At 68.5% G+C, this 24,313-nt stretch carries 23 protein-coding genes; 8 read left to right on the top strand and 15 right to left on the bottom strand.

Annotation, left to right across the window (positions count from 1 at the left end):
- Nucleotides 1-74: 74 nt before the first annotated feature.
- Nucleotides 75-359: a DUF6412 domain-containing protein gene (locus ACXZ1E_RS03935; protein WP_458042128.1), complete on the bottom strand. Its 285-nt coding sequence runs from the start codon at nt 357-359 to the stop codon at nt 75-77.
- Nucleotides 360-549: 190 nt separating this feature from the next.
- Between ACXZ1E_RS03935 and ACXZ1E_RS03930 the strand changes: the two genes are divergently transcribed.
- The 4 genes from ACXZ1E_RS03930 to ACXZ1E_RS03915 all read left to right on the top strand — a co-directional run bounded on the left by ACXZ1E_RS03930 (nt 550) and on the right by ACXZ1E_RS03915 (nt 6,140).
- A complete protein-coding gene (locus tag ACXZ1E_RS03930; protein WP_458042127.1) occupies nt 550-4,143 on the top strand; it encodes a lamin tail domain-containing protein in 3,594 nt (1,197 codons plus the stop codon).
- Between the two features lie 217 nt (nt 4,144-4,360).
- Nucleotides 4,361-4,993 (top strand): hypothetical protein, encoded by a 633-nt coding sequence (locus ACXZ1E_RS03925; RefSeq protein ID WP_458042126.1) that lies wholly within the window; start codon nt 4,361-4,363, stop codon nt 4,991-4,993.
- A 97-nt stretch (nt 4,994-5,090) separates the two neighbouring features.
- A complete protein-coding gene (locus tag ACXZ1E_RS03920) occupies nt 5,091-5,624 on the top strand; it encodes a DUF421 domain-containing protein (protein WP_458042125.1) in 534 nt (177 codons plus the stop codon).
- A 9-nt stretch (nt 5,625-5,633) separates the two neighbouring features.
- Entirely contained in the window at nt 5,634-6,140 is a 507-nt protein-coding gene (locus ACXZ1E_RS03915) for a metallophosphoesterase family protein (RefSeq protein ID WP_458042124.1), read from the top strand.
- A 19-nt stretch (nt 6,141-6,159) separates the two neighbouring features.
- On the opposite strand, the gene ACXZ1E_RS03910 is transcribed toward ACXZ1E_RS03915, so the two are convergent.
- From ACXZ1E_RS03910 to ACXZ1E_RS03900, 3 genes are read right to left on the bottom strand one after another with little or no spacing between them, the layout of a single operon-like run.
- Entirely contained in the window at nt 6,160-6,462 is a 303-nt protein-coding gene (locus ACXZ1E_RS03910) for a hypothetical protein (protein WP_458042123.1), read from the bottom strand.
- Between the two features lie 37 nt (nt 6,463-6,499).
- Nucleotides 6,500-7,981 carry a phytoene desaturase family protein gene (locus tag ACXZ1E_RS03905; RefSeq protein ID WP_458042122.1) on the bottom strand — a complete coding sequence of 494 codons (1,482 nt, stop codon included), beginning with the start codon at nt 7,979-7,981 and terminating at the stop codon, nt 6,500-6,502.
- Complete coding sequence (locus ACXZ1E_RS03900; protein ID WP_458042121.1) at nt 7,978-8,496, bottom strand: SRPBCC family protein; 519 nt, start codon at nt 8,494-8,496, stop codon at nt 7,978-7,980. The genes ACXZ1E_RS03905 and ACXZ1E_RS03900 overlap by 4 nt, the downstream gene beginning before the upstream one ends.
- Nucleotides 8,497-8,762: 266 nt before the next feature.
- Here ACXZ1E_RS03900 and ACXZ1E_RS03895 point away from each other — a divergent pair, with 266 nt between their 5' ends.
- The gene (locus tag ACXZ1E_RS03895) at nt 8,763-9,938 is read left to right on the top strand and encodes an alcohol dehydrogenase catalytic domain-containing protein (protein WP_458042120.1); all 1,176 of its coding nucleotides are present in this window, start codon (nt 8,763-8,765) and stop codon (nt 9,936-9,938) included.
- 36 nt (nt 9,939-9,974) lie between these two features.
- Here the strand turns inward: ACXZ1E_RS03895 and ACXZ1E_RS03890 are convergent, their stop codons facing one another.
- Nucleotides 9,975-10,190: a multidrug transporter gene (locus tag ACXZ1E_RS03890; RefSeq protein WP_458042119.1), complete on the bottom strand. Its 216-nt coding sequence runs from the start codon at nt 10,188-10,190 to the stop codon at nt 9,975-9,977.
- A gap of 113 nt (nt 10,191-10,303) precedes the next feature.
- Here ACXZ1E_RS03890 and ACXZ1E_RS03885 point away from each other — a divergent pair, with 113 nt between their 5' ends.
- The gene (locus tag ACXZ1E_RS03885; RefSeq protein ID WP_396641691.1) at nt 10,304-10,438 is read left to right on the top strand and encodes a hypothetical protein; all 135 of its coding nucleotides are present in this window, start codon (nt 10,304-10,306) and stop codon (nt 10,436-10,438) included.
- Nucleotides 10,439-10,497: 59 nt separating this feature from the next.
- On the opposite strand, the gene ACXZ1E_RS03880 is transcribed toward ACXZ1E_RS03885, so the two are convergent.
- From ACXZ1E_RS03880 to ACXZ1E_RS03870, 3 genes are all read right to left on the bottom strand, one after another.
- A complete protein-coding gene (locus tag ACXZ1E_RS03880) occupies nt 10,498-11,046 on the bottom strand; it encodes a type 1 glutamine amidotransferase domain-containing protein (protein WP_458042118.1) in 549 nt (182 codons plus the stop codon).
- Nucleotides 11,047-11,119: 73 nt separating this feature from the next.
- Complete coding sequence (locus ACXZ1E_RS03875) at nt 11,120-12,595, bottom strand: MDR family MFS transporter (protein ID WP_458352038.1); 1,476 nt, start codon at nt 12,593-12,595, stop codon at nt 11,120-11,122.
- A gap of 194 nt (nt 12,596-12,789) precedes the next feature.
- On the bottom strand, nt 12,790-12,969 hold the full coding sequence (locus tag ACXZ1E_RS03870) for a hypothetical protein (RefSeq protein ID WP_458042116.1): 180 nt from the start codon (nt 12,967-12,969) through the stop codon (nt 12,790-12,792).
- 56 nt (nt 12,970-13,025) lie between these two features.
- Between ACXZ1E_RS03870 and ACXZ1E_RS03865 the strand changes: the two genes are divergently transcribed.
- A complete protein-coding gene (locus tag ACXZ1E_RS03865) occupies nt 13,026-14,903 on the top strand; it encodes an ABC transporter ATP-binding protein (RefSeq protein WP_458042115.1) in 1,878 nt (625 codons plus the stop codon).
- Between the two features lie 10 nt (nt 14,904-14,913).
- On the opposite strand, the gene ACXZ1E_RS03860 is transcribed toward ACXZ1E_RS03865, so the two are convergent.
- The gene (locus ACXZ1E_RS03860) at nt 14,914-15,549 is read right to left on the bottom strand and encodes a TetR/AcrR family transcriptional regulator (RefSeq protein ID WP_458042114.1); all 636 of its coding nucleotides are present in this window, start codon (nt 15,547-15,549) and stop codon (nt 14,914-14,916) included.
- A gap of 123 nt (nt 15,550-15,672) precedes the next feature.
- On the opposite strand from ACXZ1E_RS03860, the gene ACXZ1E_RS03855 reads away from it, so the two are divergent.
- Nucleotides 15,673-17,190, top strand: a complete 1,518-nt coding sequence (locus tag ACXZ1E_RS03855) for an MFS transporter (RefSeq protein ID WP_458042113.1) — start codon at nt 15,673-15,675, stop codon at nt 17,188-17,190.
- A gap of 65 nt (nt 17,191-17,255) precedes the next feature.
- Here the strand turns inward: ACXZ1E_RS03855 and ACXZ1E_RS03850 are convergent, their stop codons facing one another.
- The 6 genes from ACXZ1E_RS03850 to ACXZ1E_RS03825 are packed head-to-tail and all read right to left on the bottom strand — an operon-like array spanning nt 17,256 to nt 24,229.
- The gene (locus tag ACXZ1E_RS03850) at nt 17,256-18,293 is read right to left on the bottom strand and encodes a glycosyltransferase family 2 protein (protein ID WP_458042112.1); all 1,038 of its coding nucleotides are present in this window, start codon (nt 18,291-18,293) and stop codon (nt 17,256-17,258) included.
- 26 nt (nt 18,294-18,319) lie between these two features.
- Nucleotides 18,320-19,507 carry a cysteine desulfurase family protein gene (locus ACXZ1E_RS03845; RefSeq protein WP_458042111.1) on the bottom strand — a complete coding sequence of 396 codons (1,188 nt, stop codon included), beginning with the start codon at nt 19,505-19,507 and terminating at the stop codon, nt 18,320-18,322.
- Between the two features lie 6 nt (nt 19,508-19,513).
- Nucleotides 19,514-20,386: a carboxylating nicotinate-nucleotide diphosphorylase gene (nadC, locus tag ACXZ1E_RS03840; RefSeq protein WP_458042110.1), complete on the bottom strand. Its 873-nt coding sequence runs from the start codon at nt 20,384-20,386 to the stop codon at nt 19,514-19,516.
- The gene (locus ACXZ1E_RS03835; RefSeq protein WP_458042109.1) at nt 20,380-22,032 is read right to left on the bottom strand and encodes an L-aspartate oxidase; all 1,653 of its coding nucleotides are present in this window, start codon (nt 22,030-22,032) and stop codon (nt 20,380-20,382) included. The genes nadC and ACXZ1E_RS03835 overlap by 7 nt, the downstream gene beginning before the upstream one ends.
- Nucleotides 22,029-23,381, bottom strand: a complete 1,353-nt coding sequence (gene nadA, locus ACXZ1E_RS03830) for a quinolinate synthase NadA (protein ID WP_458042108.1) — start codon at nt 23,379-23,381, stop codon at nt 22,029-22,031. The genes ACXZ1E_RS03835 and nadA overlap by 4 nt, the downstream gene beginning before the upstream one ends.
- On the bottom strand, nt 23,378-24,229 hold the full coding sequence (locus tag ACXZ1E_RS03825; protein ID WP_458042107.1) for an NUDIX hydrolase: 852 nt from the start codon (nt 24,227-24,229) through the stop codon (nt 23,378-23,380). The genes nadA and ACXZ1E_RS03825 overlap by 4 nt, the downstream gene beginning before the upstream one ends.
- Nucleotides 24,230-24,313: the final 84 nt, after the last annotated feature.

Below are 24,313 nucleotides of genomic sequence, written 5' to 3'. Positions count from 1 at the left end.
GTCTGGGTAGGCGGCGTATGGCCGCGACAGACGTCGGCGAAGCACCCCGTGGGACGGGGGCGTGCTACCGAGGGCTATGCGGCCGAGGCCGCGAGTCCCGGGGCTCGAGGGCGGGAGTGGCCCGCGGCATCCGGATCACTCTGCGCCGGTGTCGTGGCGATGCCGATCGACCCGTCCGGGCGGATGTGCGTGCCGGGTCCGGATGCGTCAAGGCGAACCAGATGGGCGAGTGTCGCGAGTGTTGCGACGGCCGCGATCATGATGACGACGAGACCGATCGTCGCACCGGAATCCAGTGCGGGGGTGACTCCCGACGCAAGCAGAACGAGGCTGAGGAACGCGGCGAAGAGCTCTCGCATCGCGCATCCCCTCTCATTCGGCCGAGCCTTCACGCTACCACCAGCCGCCCTCCACGCGGATGCCGGTTCGTTCACCCCGCGCGACTGCGGGTCACCCAGCGTTCACCCGGAGGACAACGGGCGGTCGCTGACCGTATAGGCGGTGTCGATGGTGTGGACGGGACCCCCTCTCGCCTTTATCAGGAGCCTCATGCCCCGCATGCTTTCCGGACTCGCGGCCACGATGGTGTGCGCACTCGGCGTCGCCGCCGGTGCCGTCATCGTCGCCGTTCCGTCCGCCGCAGTCGCCGATCAACCCGGCATCCGCATCAACGAGATCGAGTCCTCGGGCGGTGCTCCCGGTGACTGGATCGAGCTCTACAACCCGAGCGATGCACCGATCATGCTGGATGGCTACGTCGTCAAGGACTCGGACGACACGCACGTCTATACGTTCCCTACCGGGACGACCGCCGCACCCGGAGCATTCCTCGTGCTCGACGAACTGAAGGACAACGTCGGCAACTTCGACTTCGGGCTGGGTGGCGGCGACTCTGTGCGCCTGTTCGATGCCTCTGAGGCTCTGGTCGACGAATACGCGTGGACAGCTCACGCCGCGACGACGTGGGGTGTGAACGACGCCGACGAATGGGCGCTGATGAGCGAGCCGACGAAGGGCGCCGTCAACACGTTCGTGGTCGTGGACCCGGAGCCGGAGCCGTCGGGCTCGACGGACCCGGAGCCCACGGCATCCGATGTCGTCGTCAACGAGATCTACTACGACGAGGTCTCGGGCTACTCCGACCGCATCGAGCTCTTCAATCGCGGCGCCGAGGCCGTCGACCTGGCCGGTTGGCGGGTCTCGGACGACAAGCGTGACGAGTTCGGCACCCTGCCGACGGGCACGACGATCGCGGCGGGCGGATTCCTCCTGCTCGTCAAGGACACCGACTTTCCCTTCGGCCTGGGCAAGATGGACGAGGTCGTGCTGTACGACGCTTCGGGCACGGAGGTCGACGCGTACGCGTACGAGAACACCGCGCCGCTCGCCGTCTGGGCGCGCTGCCCCGACGGGACGGATGCGTGGGCGCCCGCCACCGTCGCCACGCCCGGCGCCGCGAACGACTGCGCAACGATCGTCGAACCCGGCTCGATCCTGATCAACGAGATCGATTCGCAGCCCGCCGACTGGGTCGAGTTCTACAACCCCGGCACCGAGACGCTCGACATCTCGGGGTACGAGATCCGCGACAACTCCGACGACCACCGCTGGCAGTTCCCGGTGGGCGCCTCGATCGGGGGCGGTGAGTACCTCGTGGTCGACGAGACGACGAGCGGTCTATCCGGTGGCGCCCCGAGCCTGTTCACGGCCGCCGTCGGAATCGGCAGCGCCGACCGCATCCGCCTCTACGATGCCCAGGGCATGATGATCGACGACTCGGAGCCGTGGTCGGCACACGCGGCGATCGATGGGGATGCCGCGGCTGCGACGCTCGCTCGCTGCCCGGATGGTGTGGGTCCGTTCGTGCTCGCCTACCCGACGCCCGGGGCCGCGAACTCGTGTGTGCTGCCCGATGTGCAGATCAACGAGATCGAGTCGAACGGCGACACCACCGACTGGATCGAGATCATCAACATGGGCTCGGCTGCGGTCGACCTCTCGGGTTGGTCGGTCATGGACAGCGACCCCGTGGGCCACGCGGCCGAGACGACGCCGCTGCCCTCCGGCACGACGCTGGCGCCCGGTGCGCTGTTCGTCTTCGACCAGCCGAAGAACTTCGTGTTCGGGCTCGGTGGCGGCGACACCGTCACCCTGCGGAACGCGCAGAACGTGACGGTCGCCGAGAACGCCTATCCCGCGCACGCGAAGGGTGTCTGGGCCCGCTGCGCGGATGGTGTCGGTGACTTCGTCGACCTCGGCGTCTCGACAAAGGGTCTGCTGAACGCGTGCGGCAACCCCGTGCGCATCAACGAGGTCGAATCGGATGGCGGTGAGCCCGGCGACTGGATCGAGCTCGTCAACCCCACCTCGACCCCGCTCGACGTCAGTGGAATCGTCGTGAAGGACGACGACGACACCCACGCATACGAGATCCCGGCCGACACCACGATCCCCGCTTTCGGTTACCTCGTGATCGAGGGCGAGACCCTGGGCTTCGGACTCGGAAAGGACGACACGGTCCGGCTGTTCGAGGGTGACGCGCTGCGCGACTCCACGACCTGGGGTGCCGACCACGCTGCGACCACGTGGGGGCGCTGCCCCGACACATCCGGTCCATTCGCCGTCACGGATGAGTCGACCAAGGGCGCCGCAAACGTCTGTGTCGGCGAGATCCCGGTCGGAGCCTGGCCGGGGTCGGCCGATGTCACCGTCCTCGACGAGGCGCCCATGTTCCTCGTGGACAGCTCGGGACTCGACACCCAGGCGACGTCGGAGGGAACCCTCCTCTGGGCGGTCGACAACGGCACGGGCACGTTCTGGAAGCTGAAGGTCGGGGCGAACGGGTCCGTGACCTTCGCGGACGGCTGGGCGGATGGCAAACGCGCCCGGTTCGAGCGCGACGCGTCGAACCCCTCGGCGGCCGGCCCCGATACGGAGGGCATCACCGTGGGCGGCGCAGGCTGGGTGTACCTCGCTTCCGAGCGCGACAACAGCGCGAAGGGCGTCAACCAGAACGTCGTCCTGCGGGTCGACCCGAACGCGCCCGGACCGGATGTCGTGGCCACCCAGGAATGGGACCTCACGGCACAGCTGCCCAGCGTCGGAGCGAACCTCGGCATCGAGGCGGTCGAGTGGGTTGCCGACGGCGATCTGACGGGCCTGGTCGACGACGACACGAAGAAGACCTACGACCCGAGCCGCTACCCGGGCCACGGCGACGGGCTGTTCTTCGTCGCGGTCGAGGACGGCGGCGGCGTGTTCGCCTTCGCGTTGAACTCCGACGGCACATCGAAGCTCGTCGCAACGCTCGACCCGGGCCTCAGCGGAGTCATGGCGCTCGACTACGACACGGTGCTCGATGTGCTCTGGGCAGTGTGCGACGACGGGTGTGACGGCACGGCCGCACAGATCACGCTCAACGGCACGGCCGAACCCTCGATCGCGCACTTCGCCCGCCCGGGGAGCATGCCGAACGGCAACAACGAGGGGTTCGCGACGGCGCCCTCGTCTGTAGCCGGGTTCGCCCGAGCCGCCTGGTGGCTCAAGGACGGCGAACCGTCGGGGTCGTTGCGGACCGGCACGGTTCCTGGCGGCGCCGTGGATCCCGGGACCCCGGGAGGCCCGGGCGCGGGGAACCCGGGCATGGGGAACCCGGGCATGGGGAACCCGGGCGCAGGCAACCCGGGCACCGGCACCCCCGGAACGCCCGGTCTGCCGCAGACGGGATCTGGGGCGCCGCTCGCCGGTGAACAGTTGGTCGAGGCCAACAACGGCGACGTCACGGCACCGATGTCCGCCGAGCCGGGCGGGCGCGTGAGCATCAACACGGGAGCGCAGAACGCCGGCACGTCGGTCACGGTCTGGATGTACTCGACGCCCGTGCAGATCGCGTCGGGCACGCTCGACAGCGCCGGACGCATCACGGTCACCATTCCGGCGAACGCGACGCTCGGGATGCACCGTCTGGCCGTCTACGCGGCGGACGGCGAACTGCTCGGCTGGACCAGCATCCGGATCGTCACGAACGGCTCGCTCGCCGAGACCGGTTCGGGCGCGGACAGCTCGGCGCTCGGCATCGCGCTCCTGCTGATGCTCGCCGGCCTGACTGCAATCGTCGTGCGGAGGCGCGTGCGCACGGCCTGACGCATCCGTCGGTCGATTCGGGCGCATGGTCCTGCTGGGGTCCGGACGCCGTAATTCTGAAAGGAGTGTCGGGCTCTCCGGGTCCGAAAAGCGCGGTTCTTGGGCCCCACGAGCTCGATATTCCTTTGAGAATTACCGCCGCCACGACCAACGCACCGCGCGGCGCCGTGCCTCCGGGCGCATGCGGCGCCGCGTAGGCCGTGACTACCCTGGTCGTATGCGTGATCGACGACGAACCTGGATGATCGGCGGCGTCGGGCTCATCGCCTGCGGCGTGCTCGGCATGCTGCGCACGAGCCTGCCGGGAGGATTCGGTCCGTTCTCGGCTTGGAACATGATGGTGATCGTCACGGGGGTGATCTACGCCGCCGCGGTGCTGTTGTTCGCCATCGGGACCTCAGCGCACGGGAGTGTCGTCGCTCGCCGGCCACTCGGTGTGGTCACCATGGCGATCGTGGCTGTGTGGCCGCTCGTCGACACCGCCGCCAACCTGGTGTTCTCGCAGGACGAATCGACCTTCGGGGCGTGGACGACCTACGCGTACGTGGCCTTGGTCGTACAGACGGGCGCCGCCCTCGTCGCCGCAACGCAAATCGGCCGCGCCGGTGTCGTGCCGGCCCCATGGTGCTGGGCGCCGCTGGTGATTCTGGGTTTCCAGGCGTTTGCGTGGGCGGTCCCACAGATCGTGTTCGTCTCTCTCGGTTCGGATGCGATCGCGAATCTGGCCGATCTCTACGTGCTGATGAGCACGCTTGCGGGCCTCGCCGGCACCCTGGGCCTCGGCATCCTGGCCCTCGTGCTTGCCGCGCAGCAGCGTCCGGAATCCGTAGAGGTCTACCGCTCGGTGTGAAGCACGGCCCGGGATCGAGGGCAACCCCCGTGCGCCGCCTGCAGTTTTTCGGAACTCTGGAGCATGCCAACCCCCTCACCGAACGGAGGCGACACGCATGTGGTTCGATTCCTGGTCCGATCTCGGACGCATCCTGGTTCTCGGAACGGCGGCCTACGTCACGGTCATCGTCGTGCTGCGGATCTCCGGCAAGCGCACGCTCGCACAGCTCAACGTCTTCGACTTCGTGGTCACGGTTGCGCTCGGGTCCATTCTCGCCACGGCGTTGCTCAGCTCCACGGTGTCGTGGGCGGACGGCGCGACGGCGTTCGCCCTGATCGCCGCCCTGCAATTCGCCATCGCGTGGATCTCTTCGCACTGGCGCGGGGCTCGCCGCTTCCTGACCTCGGAGCCGATGTTGCTCTTCTCGGACGGCGCCGTGCGGCCCGATGCCCTGCGGCGCGCACGGCTCGCCGAGTCCGAGGTGCTGCAGGCGATCCGCAGCTCCGGAACGGGAGACATCGCAGATGTCGCGGCCGTCGTGCTCGAGACGAACGGCAGGGTCAGCGTCATCAGCGCGAGCAAACTGGGTGATGGCTCGGCGCTCGCCGGCGTCGTCGGTGCCGACCGGCCGCCGGCAGCGACCGCGTAGCGTCGACGTATGGCGACGCGGATGCTGTTGATCTCGGACACGCACGTGCCCGATCGGTCCCGGGGCATTCCCGACGAGGTGCGGGTGGCCGCTGACGCCGCCGACCTGATCATTCACGCCGGGGACTGGACGAAAGTCTCCGTCCTCGACGATCTCTCACAACACGGCGAGCTGATCGGTGTGCACGGCAACAACGATGGCGCCGACCTGCGCGCACGGCTCCCCGAAATCGCACGACGCGAGATCGAGGGCGTGCGGTTCGCGGTCATCCACGAGACCGGCGACGCGAAACGTCGTCACGCGTGGGCGGATGCTTCGTTCCCCGACACCGACGTCCTGATCTTCGGGCACAGCCACATCCCGTGGGACACCGTCACGCCGGGCGGTCTTCGCCTGCTGAACCCGGGCTCACCGACCGATCGTCGACGCCAGCCGCACCGCACGATGATGACGCTCACCGTGGACGCAGGCGTGCTGCGCGATGTGACGCTCGTGCCGATTGCGGCGCTCGGCTGAGGTCGAGGTGAGGGCAGATTCAGTCTCGCGCGAGTGCGTCCCAGTCGATGTCCATCCGCTCGGGCTGAGAAGTCGAGATCCGGGCCGGCAGGACCTCGCCGACGCGAGGCCAATGCTTCTGCGATGTGACAACCTCCGTCGTCACGCGGACGGGCGGGATACCCGGTGCTTCGCCCACGATCTCGAGTGTGCACGCCTGATACCGGGCGCGGCCGCTGGGCTCGGAGACCGACGCGATCATCACATGACCCTGCACGGCATCCGCAAGCGGATCGCCCGTCAGCTTCTCGAGCTGTGTTGCAAAGTTCTCGATCTCATCCACACGCCGAAGCCTATCGGCGCGAGCGCAGCCGTCGCGCTCAGGCGCCGAGCGAGAGGTCCGGCCAGGCCTCGAGCCCGAACTCGTGGCGAAGGGCGCTCCGCGCGGCGAGCCAGCCCCCGAGTCCGTGCACGCCGGGCCCGGGGGCGACGGATGCCGAGGCCAGGTACACGCCGGGCAGCGGGGTGCGCCACGGATCGGTGCTGAGCACCGGGCGACGGATGAGCTGGAACAGGTCCGGCGTTCCCGCCGCGATATCTCCTCCGGGGTAATTCGGGTTGTGCCGCTGCAGATCCGCCGCGGTCCACGACGACATGCCGACGATCGTGTCCCGAAATCCCGGCGCGAATCGCTCGATCTGTCGAATCACGGCTTCGGCGCGGTCGACCGTGCTGCCGGCCGGCACGTGCGTGTACGTCCACAGGGTGTGCATGCCATCGGGCGCGCGGGTGTCGTCGAAGATCGAGGGCTGCGACGCGAGGACATACGGCAGTCCGCTCAGACGTCCGTTCGCAACCTCGTTCTCGCTGGCGGCGATCTCTGCACGCGAGCCGCCGAGGTGCACCGTGCCGGCACGACGCACGTCCGGATGAGTCCACGGAACCGGTTCGGAGAGCGCGAAGTCGACCTTGGCCGAGGCGTTGCCGTACCGGAAGTTCGCGAGCGCTCGACGGTAGCGGTCGGGCAGACGCGGACCCGCGAGGGCGACGAGCGCGCGTGGGGTCAGATCGAGCATCGTCACTCGGGCTCGCGGCAGTTGGTTGAGGCTGGTGATCTCGACGCCCGTCTCGACGATGCCGCCATGCGCCCGGATGTCGTCGAGCATCGCGTCCGCGATTGCCTGGCTGCCGCCGCGCGGGATCGGCCAGCCTCGCGCGTGGGCGTATGCGGTGAGCGCGAGTCCCGCGCCCGCCGAGGCGAGGCTCGGCAGGGGGAGCGAGGTGTGCGCCGCCGCGCCGGTCAGGAGTGCGGGCGCGGCGTCGCCCCGGAACCGGGCGTTCCAGGCCGGAGTGCCTTGCTCGAGTGTCGCGGCGGCGAACGCGAGTGCCGTGACGGGGCTCGTCGGCACCCGCAGCAGCGAGTTGCCCGTCAGGTCGGCGACGTGGCCGGACCGAGTGGCGAGCGGTCCCATCAGCGACGCGTACGCCGCGCCATCCGATCCCAGTCCCTCGCGGGTGCGTTCGAGGTCGCGATAGGCGATTGCCGCGGCGCCGCCGTCGAGAGGGTGGGCGAACGAAACATCCGGTGTGTAGAACTCGACGCGGCCGGCGAGGTCGAACTCCCGGAAGAAGCGTGACTCGAAAGCGAGCGGATGCACCGCCGAGCAGACATCGTGGAGGAAACCGGGCAGAGTCAATTCGCGGGAGGAGCTGCCGCCGCCGACACGGTCTGCACGCTCGAAGACACGCACCGAGAGCCCCGCGCGAGCGAGCGTTACCGCCGCGGCAAGTCCGTTCGGGCCCGCCCCGACGATGACCGCATCGACCTCGGTTGAGCCGCTGACCCCGCGCGTCCCACTCACGCCGAATCGCCGCCGCGCGGGTCGGTGTCGCCGTCGACGGCGCCCGTGCCCTCTTCGTCCGCGGTGGACTCTTCGGACGAGGAACTCAGGCCCTCCGCCAAGTAGGCGAGGCGGTGGAGCGTCTCCTTGTTCCGCCAGCGCAGCATCGCGTCGGCGATCGGGCGGGGAATGAGCGTCGCGGGACCGGCAACGGCGTGCTCCTGGATGCGGACGACACATCCTTCATCCCGAGGTTTGACGTCGATCGTCACTCGGGCCTCACCGATCGGCCAGCCCTTGGCCCGCATGACCATGCGGTGCGGCGGGTTCCACTCCAGCGATGCGGTCTCGTCGTCGATGAGCGCGGGCCAGACTCCGACGGAGTGGTGCAGACGGCCACCTGCCTCGGGCCACGGGCCGTCGACATCGCGCATACGGGATGCTCCGACGACCCATGCCGGGTAGAGCCAACCGTCCTCGAGCACGCGGAAGACGGCTTCGGGCGGGCAGTGCATGACGCGGACGTTGCGAGACATCATCCTCATTCCGGATCAGGGCGGTACTCGATTGTTGCGCGCTTTGCGCGGGTGCGTGCGGGGGTTGACACGTGAGGTGCGGGTCTAGCGGCCGCGACTCGCCGCTGGCCGCGCGAGGCGACGGCGAGTCGCGCCCGTTCGGTGCTCCGACTCGGGCGCGGGGGATTGTCGCTGCCCCAGTCCGTCGACGCAACCGCCTGGCCAAGTCTTTTTGCAGCAGCGAACGTGGGGGACTCATCGATACCCGTTGTGCGAAGGAAGGAATCATGAAGGCGCTCACCTGGCAGGCCAAGCGATCCGTGTCGGTAGACGAGGTCCCGGACCCCCGCATCGAATTCCCCACCGACGCGATCGTGAAGATCACCTCCACAGCCATCTGCGGCTCGGACCTGCATCTGTACGAACTGCTCGGCCCGTTCCTCGGCCGCGGTGACATCCTCGGCCACGAGCCGATGGGCGTCGTCGTCGAGGTCGGCTCCGAGGTCAGCAACCTCGCCGTGGGCGACCGCGTCGTCGTGCCCTTCAACATCTCGTGCGGGCACTGCTTCATGTGCCGCCGCGGGCTGCAGTCGCAGTGCGAGACGACGCAGGTGCGCGAGTACGGAAGTGGCGCCGCGCTGTTCGGCTACACCAAGCTCTACGGCCAGGTGCCGGGCGGGCAGGCCGAGTACCTGCGCGTGCCCCACGCGGACTACAACCACATCCGGGTCGGCAGCGAGCTTCCCGACGATCGCTACTTGTTCCTCAGCGACATCCTGCCCACGGCGTGGCAGGGCGTGGAGTATGCCGATGTTCCCGACGGCGGCACCTTGGCGGTCATGGGTCTCGGACCCGTGGGGCAATTCGTGGCGCGCGTGGGTGTGCACCACGGCTTCCGGGTGCTCGCCGTGGACCCGGTGCCGGAACGCCGGGCTATGGCCGAGCGTCACGGCGCGCTGACCTACGATCTCACCGACACCATCGTCGACGAGCTCCGCGACCTCACGGACGGGCGCGGGGCCGACGCGGTTGTCGACGCCGTGGGCATGGAGGCGCACGGAAATCCGGGCGTGCACGCCGCGCAGAGCGCGATCGGGCTGCTTCCCGACGCGGTGGCACGACCTCTCATGGAGAAGGCGGGGCTCGACCGGATGGCGGCGCTGCACGCGTCGATCGACATCGTCCGTCGTGGCGGCACGGTCTCGCTGAGTGGTGTGTATGCGGGCGACGCGGACATCTTGCCGATGAAGACACTCTTCGACAAGCAGGTCAGCATGCGCATGGGCCAGTGCAACGTCAAGCGCTGGATCGATGACATCCTGCCCCTGGTCGAGGATTCGAGCGATCCGCTCGGTGTCATGGACCTCACGACGCACCGCGTTCCGCTCGAGCGTGCGCCCGAGATGTACGAGACGTTCCAGAAGAAGGAAGACGGCTGCATCAAGGTCGTGCTGGAGCCCTAGGCATCCGTCCGGCGCGAGTCGCGTCCGGCCTCCCCGTCAGGCGTCTTCCTCGGACGTCGGCGGGGCGCCGGGCCGGACCGCGGCCGCGTCCGCGATATCGATTCGGGTGTTGCCGTCGTGCTCCGAGACCTCGATGCGCGGAGCCGCGTCGGATTCCACCGCGTCGGGTGCGGCGAGAAGCTGGTCGCGTCGCTTCTCTTTCTTCGTCATCTCCGTGCCGTCGGCATTGCCGTCGTTCGTCGTGTCATCCATGAGGCGACCCTAGGGTGGCCACGCCGTCTCACGCATGGTCTGGTGCGGAGCGGATGCGTCGTGCTAGAGCCTCGACGCGCCCCTATCGGTATTGCGTGATTAGCATGGACACCATGACCACCTCCCAGAACGCCACGCAGAGCGCGCCCCTCCAGACCCTCCGGCCGGTCTCGGACGAGCAGAACCTGCTCGCCGCGAACACTCAGGATGCCGCGACCTCGTGCTGCGGCGGTGGTTGCTGCAGCTGAGTCGCGGCATCCCGTAGTGCTCGGCGAGCAGTTCGTGGGCCGAGGCTACCCTCAGTCGGTCAGGCGTGTTGCCCGGCGTGCGCGCCCTCCGCGATTTCCTCGATCACCTGAGTGTTGAACGCGGGGAGATCGTCCGGGGTTCGGCTGGACACCAGACCTTGGTCGACGACTACCTCTTCGTCCACCCATTCGGCGCCGGCGTTCTTCAGATCCGTCTTCAGGCTCGGGTAGCTCGTGATCGTGCGTCCGTCCACGACACCGGCTTCGATGAGAAGCCACGAGCCGTGGCAGATCACGCCGACCGGCTTGGATGCCTCGAAGAAGGCCTTCGCGAAGGCGATGGATGCTTCGTCCATGCGCAGGTGGTCCGCGTTGACGACGCCGCCCGGGAGCACGAGCGCGTCGAACGAGTCTGCATCCGCTGAGGCGGAGGTCTCGTCCACATCCTGTTTGTGGCCGTTCTTGCCCTCGATCGAAGCGCCCTCCGGTGCGATCATGAGGGCGGCCGCGCCCGCGTTCGTGACAGCCGCCCAGGGTGAGGTCAATTCGCTGTCCTCGAAGCCGTCGGTTGCGAGAAAGGCGATGCGTTTTCCTGTGAGATCAGTCATGCGGGCGACGCTACGCGGGGTTCGCCACATGCCCCCAGGGGCTTGACAGCACCTGCAACTCGCGTGAGGCGCCTCAGTGCGTGGGTGTCTTGCTGGCGTCGACGATGTCGGCGGGCTTGCGCACGAACAGGGCGACAGGGACTGCTGCGGAGGCGAGGATTGCGCCGACGAAGAACGCTGTGTGCACGCCTGACGCTGTCGCGGTGACCTGATCGGTTCCGTCCGCGAGGGCTGCCGCGGCAGTGACCGACATGAGCGTGACGAAAAGTGCGGTGCCCGCGGCCCCGGCGACCTGCTGCATCGTGCCGACGGTCGCGCTGCCGTACGGGTACAGGCGCGGGGGAAGCGATCCGAGCGCCGAGGTCAGGAGCGGGGTGAAGACGAGACCGAGGCCGAGGTTCAGGCCGAGGTGCACGGCGATGACCCAGCCGATCGTGGTCCCCGTGTCGAAGGTCGCCATGCCCCACAGCGAGGCGGCGGCGATGGCCATGCCCGGGATGACGAGCGGGGTCGGGCCGAACCTGTCGAATGCGCTTCCCACGAAAGGAGCCATCACGCCCATGAGGACGCCGCCGGGGAGCAGCATCAGGCCGACGCTGAGGACGTTGAGCCCGAGCACCTGCTGCAGGTAGATCGGGAGAAGGATCAGCGAACCGAACAGGCTGGCCATGACGATCACCACGAGCACGACAGCGAGGCTGAACGTCTTGCTCTGGAAGGTGCGCAGGTCCAACAGGGCGCCGTCCACCTTCTGCAGCTGAAGCTGACGCAGCACGAACGCCACGAGAGATACAGCTCCCACGACCAGCGGGATCCACACCGGCACCGGCGCGTCACCGGCGGCGGCCTCACCGATGCTGCTGAGGCCGAAGATGAGACCACCGAAACCGACGGCGGAGAGCACCACGGAGAGGACGTCGAAACGTGCCTCCGGCCGGGTCTTGGTGACGTTGCGCACCCAGACCGCTCCGAGTGCGAGCACGATCAGAGCGATGGGCAGGACCGACCAGAACAAGAAGTGCCAGGTCGCGACGGAGAGGATGAGCCCCGACACCGTCGGACCGACCGCGGGAGCCACGGCGATGACGATCGTGATGACACCCATCATCCGGCCGCGGTGCGAGGCCGGCACGACGTTGAGCACCGTCGTAAACAGCAACGGCATCATGATGGCCGTTCCCGAAGCCTGAACGATTCGACCCGCGAGCAGCACCTCGAAGCTGGGTGCGAGAGCGCCGATCAACGTGCCCATGGAAAAGAGGATCATCGCCGCGAAGAAGACGTTGCGGAGCGGGAAGCGTTCGAGAATGAAGCCCGTCAGCGGGATGACGATGGCCATCGTCAGAAGGAAGCCGGTCGTCAGCCACTGCCCGGTCGCGGCCGTGACGCCGAGGTGTTCCATGATGGGCGTCAACGCAACGCCCATGACGGTTTCGTTGAGGATGACGACGAACGCGGCGACGACGAGCAGCGCGATGACCGGTCCGGTCTTCACGGCGGGGGTGGTCGGCGCGGACGCGGTTTCCGGGGGTGAGTCCTGCAGCGTCAAGGGATTCCTTCGGGTAAAGCGGGGACGGGGCCGGTTCTCGTCGAGGACGTGCATCGTCGCCGTGGCCTTCGAGGCAGAGCGAGCCAGCCATCCGAGGATGGCGAGCTACGACAGCAACGGCGACCACGCGCGCAGAATTCCCGCTCACGCATACTATTTCTGACGCGCGATGAAAGCGCGCCGACGCGTGTTGCCTACGCGCGGTCGGAATCGTCCTCGAAAGCGGAGCCGATCGGGTCGGTCGGTTCGGGAACCGGAAGGATACCCTCGAGCAGCTTCTCTTCGGGCGCCTCGATCTCGTCGCGGCTCTCTTCTCGCAGATCGTCGAGCTGGTCGTCATCGCTGGGCGTGGGGATGTCAGGTGTCGAGCTCATGCCGCCATCCTAGCCGCGCCCGATCCAGCGTCCGCGGGCCGGATTAGGCTGAGCGGATGAGCATGCCACGCGGGGGCTTCGGCGGGGGTCTGACCCGTGGGGTGGACGCTGACGCACAGCGCGAACGCAATGCCGACGCCCCCGATATCCCGAACCTGGGGAGGCGCATTGTCGCGCTCTTCCGGCCGTATCGAGCGCGCCTGGCCGTCACCGCCGCCCTTGTTGTGGTCAGTGCCGCGATCGGAGTCGTCCCCGCACTGATCATCGAGGTCATCTTCGACTCGGCACTTTTTCCGGCGGGCGACGCCGGGCCGAACCTTCGTCTGCTCGTCGAACTCGTGGCCCTCATGATCGGCCTGTTCGTCGCATCCGCGGGTCTGAACGTGCTGCAGTCCTGGCTCACCTCGACCGTCGGAAACCGCGTCACCGGAGATCTGCGGGTTCGACTGTTCGCCCACCTGCAGGCCATGGACCTGTCGTTCTTCACGCGGACGAAAACCGGCGTCATCCAGTCCCGGCTACAGAATGATGTCGGCGGAGTGGCGGGAGTGCTCACCAACACGCTGACGAGCATCCTCGGCAACACCGTCACCGTGATCGCTTCGGTGGTGGCGATGGTTCTGATCGATTGGCGACTCACCTTGATCGCGGTCGGCCTGTTGCCGGGGCTCGTGTTCGTCCAGCGCAAAGTCGGCCAGGTGCGCGCCAAGATCGCCGCCGAGACGCAGGAGTCGCTCTCGCAGTTGACCGCGATCACGCAAGAGACGCTGTCGGTTTCGGGCATTCTGCTGGCCAAGGCGTTCCACCGGCAGAGCGCCGAGATCGAGCGCTACACGGTCGAGAACGGCAATCAGGTCGTGCTGCAGGTTCGGCAGGCGATGTCGGGCCAGTGGTTCTTCGGCATCGTCAGCATCATCATGTCGTCGGTCCCGGCGATCATCTACCTCGTCGCGGGTCTGCTCATCACGGGCGGGAGCGCGGACATCTCGGCGGGCGTGATCGTCGCGTTCACGACCGTGCAGGCGCGCCTCCTGTTCCCGCTGATGGCTCTCATGCGCGTGGCGCTCGACCTGCAGACGTCGAAGGCGCTGTTCGCACGCATCTTCGAATACCTCGATCTCGACCCCGCGATCACCGAGTCGCCCGTGGCGACGGATGTCGAGGCCGCTCCCGGTCCGCTCGGGCGCGTCGAGTTCCGTGATGTGACCTTCCGCTACCCCGACGCCGCCGGCACGACACGACCGACGCTCGACGGGGTGTCCTTCGTCGCCGAGCCGGGCCAGCATGTGGCCTTCGTGGGGCCCAGCGGGGCGGGCAAGACGACCATTCTGTACCTGGCGCCGCGGCTGTACGAGGCATCCTCCGGCTCCGTGCTGTTCGCCGGCGCGGACGTGCGCGACCTGCGGCAGGCGTCGATCATCGAGAACATCGGGATCGTGTCGCAAGAGACGTACCTGTTCCACGCGACGGTGCGTGAGAATCTCGCGTACGCCAAGCCGGACGCGACGCAGGCAGAGCTGGAAGATGCCTGCCGCGCCGCAAACATCCACCACGTGATCGAGGGGTTCGCCGACGGATACGACACTGTCGTGGGGGAGCGGGGATACCGCCTCTCCGGTGGCGAGAAGCAGCGGATCGCGATAGCGCGGGTGCTGCTGAAGGATCCCCCGGTGCTGCTGCTCGACGAGGCGACGAGCGCCCTCGACACCGTTTCGGAGCGGGTCGTGCAACGTGCACTGGATGCTGCGGCGCGGGGTCGCACGACGCTGTCGATCGCGCACCGCCTCTCGACGGTCGTCGGCGCCGATGTCATCCACGTCGTCGAGGGTGGTCGCATCGTCGAGAGCGGCACGCACGCGGAGCTGATGGCCGACGGTGGGCTGTACGCCGAGCTGGCGATACGGCAGGTCGAGGCATCCAGCGGCCTCGTCTGAGCGAACGCCGTCAGGGCGTGCGGCGCAGAACTCCTGCGGCGGGCAGCAGGATGCCGTCGATCAACGAGATCTGATACTCCCGGTCGATGGGCTTGCGCTCAACGAGCCCCCGGAACGCTGCCATGGCCGGCAAGAGCTCGGCGAGCGCATCCAGATCCGCGTCCGCTCGGATCTCACCCCGCGCGAGCGCGCGTTGCAGTAGCCCCCGGATCGCCGTGATGCGAGGTGCCATCAGGACGGCACTCGCGGCATCGGTCAGTTCGGGCTCGCGGGTGAGCAGCGCCGCGACCCCCGCCATGACGCGCAGCCGTCGCTCGGCATCTTCGGCGGTGCGGGACGTGATCATGCCGATGAGGTCGCCGCGCAGGGTGCCCGTGTCGGGCAGCTTGTCGGGGGAGAGGTCGGCCGCCTTCATGCATCCGATCGCGTCCAGGACGAGCTCAGCCTTCGAGGGCCAACGTCGGTAGAGGGTCGCCTTGCCGGCTTTCGCGCGAGTCGCGACCATGTCTATCGTCATGCCGTCGAATCCTTCTTCGGCCAGGATGTCGATCGCCGCCTGCAGGATCTCGGGGTCTCGAGAGTGGTCCCTCTTGCGGCCCGGGCGGGGCGCTGCTGTGACTCCGTGGGCGGGTGCGGGCTGCGTCATTGCGGTCCTCTCCTGTTCGGGTCGCGGGTGTCGACGGACTGCGTGACCGTTCTCCTGCTGTTCTCCATCCTAATCCAGAACGTTTGGTATCCGGAACGGATGATTCTCGTATATGGTTTCCGCATGGCACAGACTTCCTCCTCCACGAGCGCCGTTCCCGCGGCGACCGCGCCCTCGTCCCGCCGGTGGTGGACCCTCGCGACGGTCGGGCTCGCACAGCTGATGGTCGTGCTCGACGCGACCGTGGTCAACATCGCCCTGCCCGCTGCGCAGGCCGACCTCGGGTTCTCGAACGGCGACCGCCAGTGGGTCGTCACGGCATACGCCCTCGCGTTCGGCAGCCTGCTGCTGTTGGGCGGCAGGCTCTCCGACCTGATCGGACGCAAGCGCACGTTCATCATCGGCCTGATCGGATTCGCGATCGCGTCTGCGCTCGGCGGTGCCGCGCCGACGTTCGGGGTTCTCGTCGGGGCCCGTGCTCTGCAGGGTGTCTTCGCCGCCATGCTCGCCCCCACCGCGCTCGCCATGCTGACGACGACCTTCACGATCCCGCGCGAACGCGCCCGTGCCTTCGGTGTGTTCGGGGCGATCGCCGGCGCCGGGGGAGCGATCGGCCTGCTACTCGGCGGATTCCTCACCGAGTACTTCGACTGGCGCTGGAACCTCTACATCAACGTCTTCATCGCCCTCGTGGCGATCATCGGCGCGATCCTCTTCGTCGGGCACGTGACCCGCACGGGTCCCCGTCCGACCCTGGATATCCCGGGCACGCTCGCCGTGTCGGGTGCCCTGTTCCTGCTCGTCTACGGGTTCTCGAACGCCGAGACGGATGGATGGGACTCGCCCCTGTCATGGGGGATGCTCGCCGGGTCGGGCGTCTTGCTCGTCGTCTTCGTGCTGTGGCAACGCCGCTCGCGCCACCCGCTGCTGCCGCTCCCGATCGTGCTGGACCGCAACCGTGGTGCGTCCTACATCTCGGTGCTGATCGCGGGAGCCGGGCTGTTCGGCGTCTTCCTGTTCGTCACGTACTACCTCCAGGTCTCGCTCGGGTACTCGGCGATGCAGACCGGATTGTCGTTCCTGCCCATGATCGTCATGCTGGTGCTGGCGGCACAGCTCTCGACGAACATCTTCCTGCCGTGGTTCGGACCGAAGATCATCGTGCCGATCGGCATGATCTTCGGCGTGATCGCGATGATCCTCCTGACGCGTCTCGGCCATGACAGCGGATATGCCAGCGACATCCTGCCCGCACTCATGGTGATGGGACTCGCGATGGGGTCGATCATGCCCGGGGCGATGCAGACCGCGACGCTCGGAGTGGACCCGCAGTTCGCGGGCGTCGCTTCGGCCATGGTCAATACGAGCCAGCAGGTCGGGGGCTCGATCGGAACCGCGCTGCTGAACACGCTGGCCGCGACCGCCCTGACCGCGTACGTCGCGGCCAACGGGCCGGAGAGCCCGGAGGTGCTCGCCGAGGCTGCGATCCACAGCTACACCGTGGCGTACTGGTGGGGTGCGGGCTTCTTCGCGACGGGATTCGTGATCGCCGCGCTGCTCTACCGCCGCCGCGGCGACGGTATCTCGCTGGCGCACGGACGTCCGGGGGCGACGACGGCTGAGCCGGTCATCGCGCACTGATCGGCTCCCGGTCCGGGGCGCGCGGGGCGTTTCGTTTCGTTGCGCTCGCTCAACGACCGAGGGGGCTACCAGAGCGACGCGGCGTCGATGGTGATCGCGACATCGCGGTCGACGCGTCCGCGGGTGGATTCGTCGGCCACGTCCCAGACGTCCCGCACGAAAGCCCCGAGGGCGCGGCGATAGGCATCGTCCGGGTGCTCTCGCGCGATCGACGCGAGACGGGGCACGTCCATCGCGAGGATCAGCGCCGCACGAGCTTGCACTGCTCGGGTCGCGGATGCCTCGCGCAACACCCCCAGGCCCGCGCTCATCGCGTCCAGCGCGTCGCGCAGCACGGGCAGTTCGGCTTCGCGCTGCGTGATGGATGAACCATCCGGTCGCACCCGCCAGTGCACCACCACGTCGGGGATCACGTCGAACGCACGCGCGCGGGCGTACATCGCCTGGGCCAAGACCTGGTCTTCGTAGAGGCGCCCCTCCGGAAAGCGGAGTCCCGACCGCACCCAGAAGTCGGTGCGGCTGACCTTCGACCAGGCGACGATGTTGCCGGATGCTTCGGGGTGCTCCTCGATCGTCGTCGCCGTGCGTTCGGGATCTGTTGCGGCCGCGACCCATGGTTGCACCGTACCGACCTCGTAGGCGGTGCGGGAGATGGCCGCCGTGCTCATGTCGGCGTCGTGTTCGACACCCGATCGGGGGCGTAGGCGCGCGTACGCACCCACCACGAAGTCGCTCCCGGTGCGTTCGAGGGTGCCGACGAGGCGTTCCAGCGCCCCCGGAACGAGCACGTCGTCCGCATCCAAGAATCCGACGAACGGGGTGCGCACGCGATCAAGGGCTGCGTTGCGTGCCGCGCCGAGGCCCCGACGCTCGGGCTGCGCAACGAAGGCGAACCGGTCGTCGGATGCGGCCGCGTCCGCGAAGATCTCGCGCGTGCCGTCGGTTGAGTGGTCGTCGATCAGGATGGCGTGCCAACCGGGGAACGTTTGCCCCCGGACGGACTCGAGTGCTTCGCGGGCGTAGGGAGCGACGTCGAATCCCGCGATGACGAGAGTGACCACCGCGTCGTCGGGGCGACCCGCGGAATCGTTCGTCGTGCTCACGCGGCTGATTGTCACGCGGCTGATTGTCACGCGGCTGATTGTACGGCCGCGACCGATGCCGCGACGGCGTCACCCAGAGTCCGAGCGTCGGCAACGCCATCCATCGTCCCGATCCGGGCGGAGAAGGTGAAGCGGACGGATGTCTGGGCTACCTCGCCCGGTATCCCGATCGCGAGCAGCACATGCGAGGGCTCGTCGCTGCCGGCGGCGCACGCCGACCCGCTCGAGGACACGATGCCGCGCCGTTCGAGTTCGAGCAGAACGGCCTCCCCGCTCGTTCCGGCAAAGGTGAAGCTGGCCGTGCCGGGCAGGCGGTGCACGGGGTGGCCGGTCAGACGTGCCGTCGGGACGGCGTCGAGAACCTTCGCGATGAACGCGTCGCGGAACCCGGCGACTCGGGTGGATGCCTCGACACGCTCGGCGTCGGCGAGGGTGAGCGCGGTTGCGAGCGCCACCGCGCCGGCGACACTCTCGGTGCCGCTTCGACGACCGCGCTCCTGACCTCCGCCGTGGAGCAGGGGCTCGATCGGAACGCGTCCGCGGACGGCCAGCGCCCCGGTGCCGGGGGGAGCGCCGACCTTGTGCCCGGCGATCGAGATCGCGTCGACGCCGAGTGTCGCGGCCGACAGGTCGAGCCATCCGGCGGCCTGCACCGCGTCGACGTGGATCGGAACACGCCGGGCGCGCGCGATGGCGGCCAGGGCCGGGACATCCTGAATCGTGCCGATCTCGTTGTTGGCATACCCGAGGGTCACGAGTGCGGTCTCGTCGCGGAGCGCCTTTTCGAGATCGCCCGGATCGACGCGGCCGACCGCGTCAACCGGCAGCTGCGTCACCGCGAAGGAGTGCACCCTGCGGAGGTAGTCGACGGACTCGAGGATCGACTCGTGCTCGATCGGCGTCGTGATGATGTGGCGGCGACCACGCACGTCAGCTGCACTGTCGGCGGGTCGGGCGAGATGCGCGGCGATGGAGATGCCCTTGACCGCGAGGTTGTTCGCCTCGGTGCCGCCGGATGTGAAGACGACGTCGCTCGGCCGCATCCCGAGCACGCGAGCGACGGTGCCGCGCGCGTCGGCGAGCGCGGCGGCCGCCCGTTCGCCGAACGTGTGGTGGCTCGAGGGGTTGCCGAACTCGGTCGTGAGGTACGGAATCATCGCCTCGAGGGCTTCGCGCCGCACCGGGGTCGTCGCCGCGTTGTCGAGGTAGAGCATCCGGTCTCAGTCCTCGGATCGGTGCGGATCGTCCACGAGGATGTCGAGCCCGAGATCCAAAGCCGGTGCGGAATGGGTCAGAGCGCCGACCGAGATGATGTCCACGCCCGTCTCGGCGATCGCCCGCACGGTGTCCAGCCGCACGCCGCCGCTCGCGTCCACGAGCGCGCGACCCGCGACCTGCTGAACACCGCGACGCAGGTCCCCGAGCGAGAAATTGTCGAGCAGGATCGTGCCGATGCCGGCGGCGAGCACGGGCTCGATCTGATCGAGGCGATCGACCTCGACCTCGACATGCGTCGTGTGCGGCAGTCGTGCGATCGCGCCCTGCAGCGCGGCCGTGACCGAGAGGCCACTGCGTTGCAGCACAGCCAGGTGGTTGTCTTTCGCCATCACGGCGTCCGAGAGCGAGTGCCGGTGGTTGTGGCCGCCGCCGCTCATGACGGCGTGCCGCTCGAACGCGCGCAGCCCCGGCGTTGTCTTGCGCGTGTCGACGATCCGGGCCCCTGTGTGTGCGACTTCGGCGACGAATCGCGCCGTGAGCGTCGCGATCGCCGACATCCGCTGCACGAAGTTGAGGGCGACACGTTCGGCGGTCAGCACGCCTCGCGCGGGGCCTTCCGCGACCGCGAGGACGGTGCCCGGGGCGAATTCAGTGCCGTCGGCCACCGTGAGCTCGACGCGGATCGCGGGATCTGTCAGCCGGAACGCTGCCGCGAAGACCTCACCGCCGCTGAAGACGCCGTGGTCCCGCGCGACCAACTCGGCGCGCGCGACCGCGGTCGGCGGGATGAGGAACTGGCTCGTGACATCGCCCCAGGGTGCGTCTTCTTCGAGCGCCGCCGAGACGGCGCGATCGATCGCGGCGCGGGTCAGCATCCTGCGCCTGCGACGAGAGCGGGGAATGCGATGCCGACGGGGGAAGAGAGGCTCGGGTCATCGCTGCGGTAATGCGCGCCGACAGATTCCCGTCGCGCGATGGCGGCACGGATGGTCGCGGCCGCGAGTTGCAACAGGTTCTCGTCCTCGAACTCGGCCTGCGAGCGCGGAGTCCGCGGCTGCGCGAGCCATCCGTCGACGACGTCCTGCGCTCGCCGCAGGCCGCGCTCATCGCGCACCACCCCCACGTTCTCCCACATCACGCGCTGCAGCGCCCTCCGCGTGAAGGTCGCGGGCTGCTCGCCTGGCAGAAGTTGGGGTGTCCCGGCCCGTCGAGCCCCATATACTGCCAGGGGAGCGGAACGGGGGGCGATGGGGGTGGGACCGGAGGTCGCGAGGGCGGCGGCGGCCCGCGCGCCGAACACCGCGCCCTCGAGCAACGAGTTCGACGCCAGACGATTGGCGCCGTGCACGCCCGTGCGCGCCGCCTCGCCGACCGCATACAGGCCGGGCAGGCTCGTCCGCCCGGAGAGATCCGTGACGATCCCGCCCATCAGGTAGTGCGCCGCGGGTGTCACCGGGATGGGTTCGCGTGCCCAGTCGAGGCCCCGCTCGCGGACGGCTCCGTCGATCGTCGGGAAGCGACGTGTCAGGAAGGATGCCGTCGCGCCCTGTCCTGTCGAGCCCTGTCCTGTCGAGCCCAGTCCTGTCGAGCCCTGTCCTGTCGAGCCCTGTCCTGTCGAACTCTGTCCCGTCGAGCCCAGCCGTGTTGCGTCGAGGTGGACGGGCCGCCCATCCTGTTCGAGCATGCGCAGGGCGATGGCGCGGGCGACGACGTCGCGCGGCGCGAGTTCGCCGTCGGGGTGCGTGTCGAACACGAAGCGGCGGCCGTCGTCGTCGATCAGGGTTGCGCCCTCACCGCGAACGGCCTCCGAGATGAGGAACGGCTCGCCCTCTGCCAGCACCGTCGGGTGGAACTGGACGAACTCGAGATCCGCAACCTCGGCTCCGGCCCGGAGCGCCGCGGCGATGCCGTCGCCCGTTGCCACGGAGGGGTTGGTGGTGTGGGCGAAAAGCTGACCCGCACCTCCGGTGGCGAGAACGACGGCGTCGGCCCGGAGCATCCGCCGGCCCTCCCTCGTGAGCAGGTCGACACCGCTCACGCGTCCGTCGTCGAGCGTCACATCGACGAGGAATGCGTGCTCGATGATCTCCACGACCGAGGCGCGGACGGCCGCGACGAGCGCGGTCTCGATCGCCGTGCCCGTGGCGTCTCCACCCGCGTGCAGTACGCGCGGGTACGAGTGCGCGGCCTCGAGGCCCTTGACGAAGGCGCCCGAGGCGTCACGGTCGAAGGCGACGCCGAGCGCGATCAGCTCGCGGATGCGTTCCGGCCCCTCGGTGACGAGTACGTCGACCGCGGCGGGGTCGCCGAGACCCGCGGCCGCGGACAGCGTGTCGCGTGCGTGATCCGCTGCCCGATCGTCGGCGAACATGACGCCCGCGATGCCGCCCTGCGCGTACCGTGTGTTGGCGTGCTCGAGCACGTCCTTCGTGACGAGCGTGACCTCGACGCCCGCGCGTGCGGCGTGCAGCGCGACGGTCAGTCCGGCGATGCCGCTGCCGACGACGATGGCGCTCGTCATGCCGTCACCTGGGGCGCGGGCTTGGCCGCCAGCATCCGTTCGAGCGCGATGCGTGCGGGCTCAGCGACGTCGGCGGCGACCGTGATGCGGTTGACGACCGTGCCCGAGCCAGCGACAGAGCCGCCGACGAGTTCCTCGAGCACCCACGCGAGGTAACCGGGGTGAATGCGATACATCGTCGAGCACGGGCAGACGACCGGGTCGAGGCAGAAGATGGTGTGCTGCGGATGCTCCGCCGCGAGCCGCTGCACGAGGTTGACCTCGGTACCGATGGCGAAGGTCATCGGCTCGGTAGCGGTCTCGATCGCCTTGCGGATGTAATCGGTCGACCCGGCCTCGTCCGCCGCGTCGACGACGGGCATCGGGCACTCGGGGTGCACGATCACGCGGACGCCCGGATGCTCGGCCCGCGCCTTCTCGATCTGATCGACCGTGAAGCGGCGGTGCACCGAGCAGAACCCGTGCCACAGGATCACGCGGGCGTCGTCGAGCGCGGCCTCGTCGTTGCCGCCGAGCGGGCGGTTCGGGTTCCACATCGGCATCTGCTCGAGGGGAACGCCCATGGCCTTGGCGGTGTTGCGGCCGAGGTGCTGGTCGGGGAAGAAAAGCACCCGACGGCCTCGCGCGAAAGCCCATTCGAGCACCGTCCGCGCGTTCGACGAGGTGCAGACGATCCCGCCGTGCCGCCCGACGAACCCCTTGATGGCTGCCGACGAGTTCATGTACGTCACCGGAATGACCGGCACCAGGCCGTCCGCATCCACGGCATCCATCGGGCCATAGACATCCTCGAGCTGCTCCCAGCATTCCTCGACCTGATCGATGTTCGCCATATCGGCCATGGAGCAGCCAGCGGCGAGGTTGGGCAGGATGACCGCCTGCTCGGGGCGCGAGAGAAGGTCCGCGGTCTCGGCCATGAAGTGCACCCCGCAGAAGACGATCGCCTCGGCTTCGGGGTGTGCCTGGGCGGCGTTGGCGAGCTGGAACGAGTCGCCCACATAGTCCGCGTGGACCACCACCTCTTCGCGCTGATAGAAGTGGCCGAGAATCACGACGCGGTCGCCGAGTGTGCGTTTGGCGGCCAGGATGCGTTCGTGTAGGTCGGCTTCGGATGCCTCGCGGTACGCGACCGGTAGCTCACCCTGTCGCGGCGAACCGGCGGGAATCACATCGCCCATCGATGACCCCGGACCGTATCCGGGGCGCCCGTCGAAGTTCCACGGTCCCGCGGCGAGGTCGGTGTTGCACGTTTCGGCATCCGAGAGTCCCGCGGTGATCCGCTGGATCTCATGATCGACCGACGAGTCGAGCGTGACCGAGGGGCTGAGGGTGAGGGGTGTGGCGTTCATGTCGTCCTCGAATCGAAGGATGCGCGGCTCGGTGCCGGCGACGGCGCAGGTGCGGGTGCGGCGAGCGGGCCGCGCTCGGCCAACTCGACATCCTGGTTGTAGCGGTATAGGCGGGCGGGACGGTGGCTGCCGGTGCGGAAGCCGTCGGTGGGAATCAGGGTTCCGGAGTTCTCGACCTGACGCCGGAAGTTCGCGGGATCGAGCTTGCGGCCGAGGATCGACTCGTATGCCTCGCGCAACTCCGCGAGCGTGAACTCGTCGGCAAGCAGACCGTGCGCAATGCGCGAGTAGCCGGCCTTGTTGCGCAGTCGCCAGAGCGCGTAGTCGACGATCTGGTTGTGATCGAAGGCGAGCTTCGGTAGATCAGCCGCGTCGAACCAGGCCACGTTCTCGGGTGCGTCCTTGCCCGCGGCGTGGGCCGCCACCTGTGCGTCCACCTCTGCGGAACGCAGCAGGGCCCAGTACACGATCGACACGACGCGGCTGGGGGAGCGGTCGACGTCGCCGAAAGCGTAGAGCTGCTCAAGGTAGCTCGGTGCGAGACCCGTGGTTTCGCCGAGGGTTCGGGATGCCGCGGCATCCAGTCCTTCGGTCGCGTCGAGCCATCCGCCCGGCAACGCCCAGAGCCGGTCGTAGGGATCGCGTGTGCGGCGCACCAGGGGAAGGACGAGTGCTGCCGAGTCATCCTGGGCACGACGCCGCAGGGTGAAGATCACGGTCGAGACCGCGACACGCGTGGCTTCGGTGCCGGTGCCGGTGCCGGTGGCGGCGGTGGCAGGAGCGGTGGCGACGGCTGGACCTGCGGGCGTTCGCGACTCAGCGACCGTGGCTGCGGGTGCTGTGTTCATGGTGTGCTGACTCGTAATCTCGAGGGCGAGGCTTGTTTGAGTCAGTGTGACTCTAACCTTCGACGATCTTAGTGTCATGTCGAC

It is taken from the genome of Pacificispira sp. HM-600, from assembly GCF_977993705.1.
Note: the sequence above shows the minus strand (reverse complement) of the source record. Positions and strands in the feature narration are given on the sequence as shown.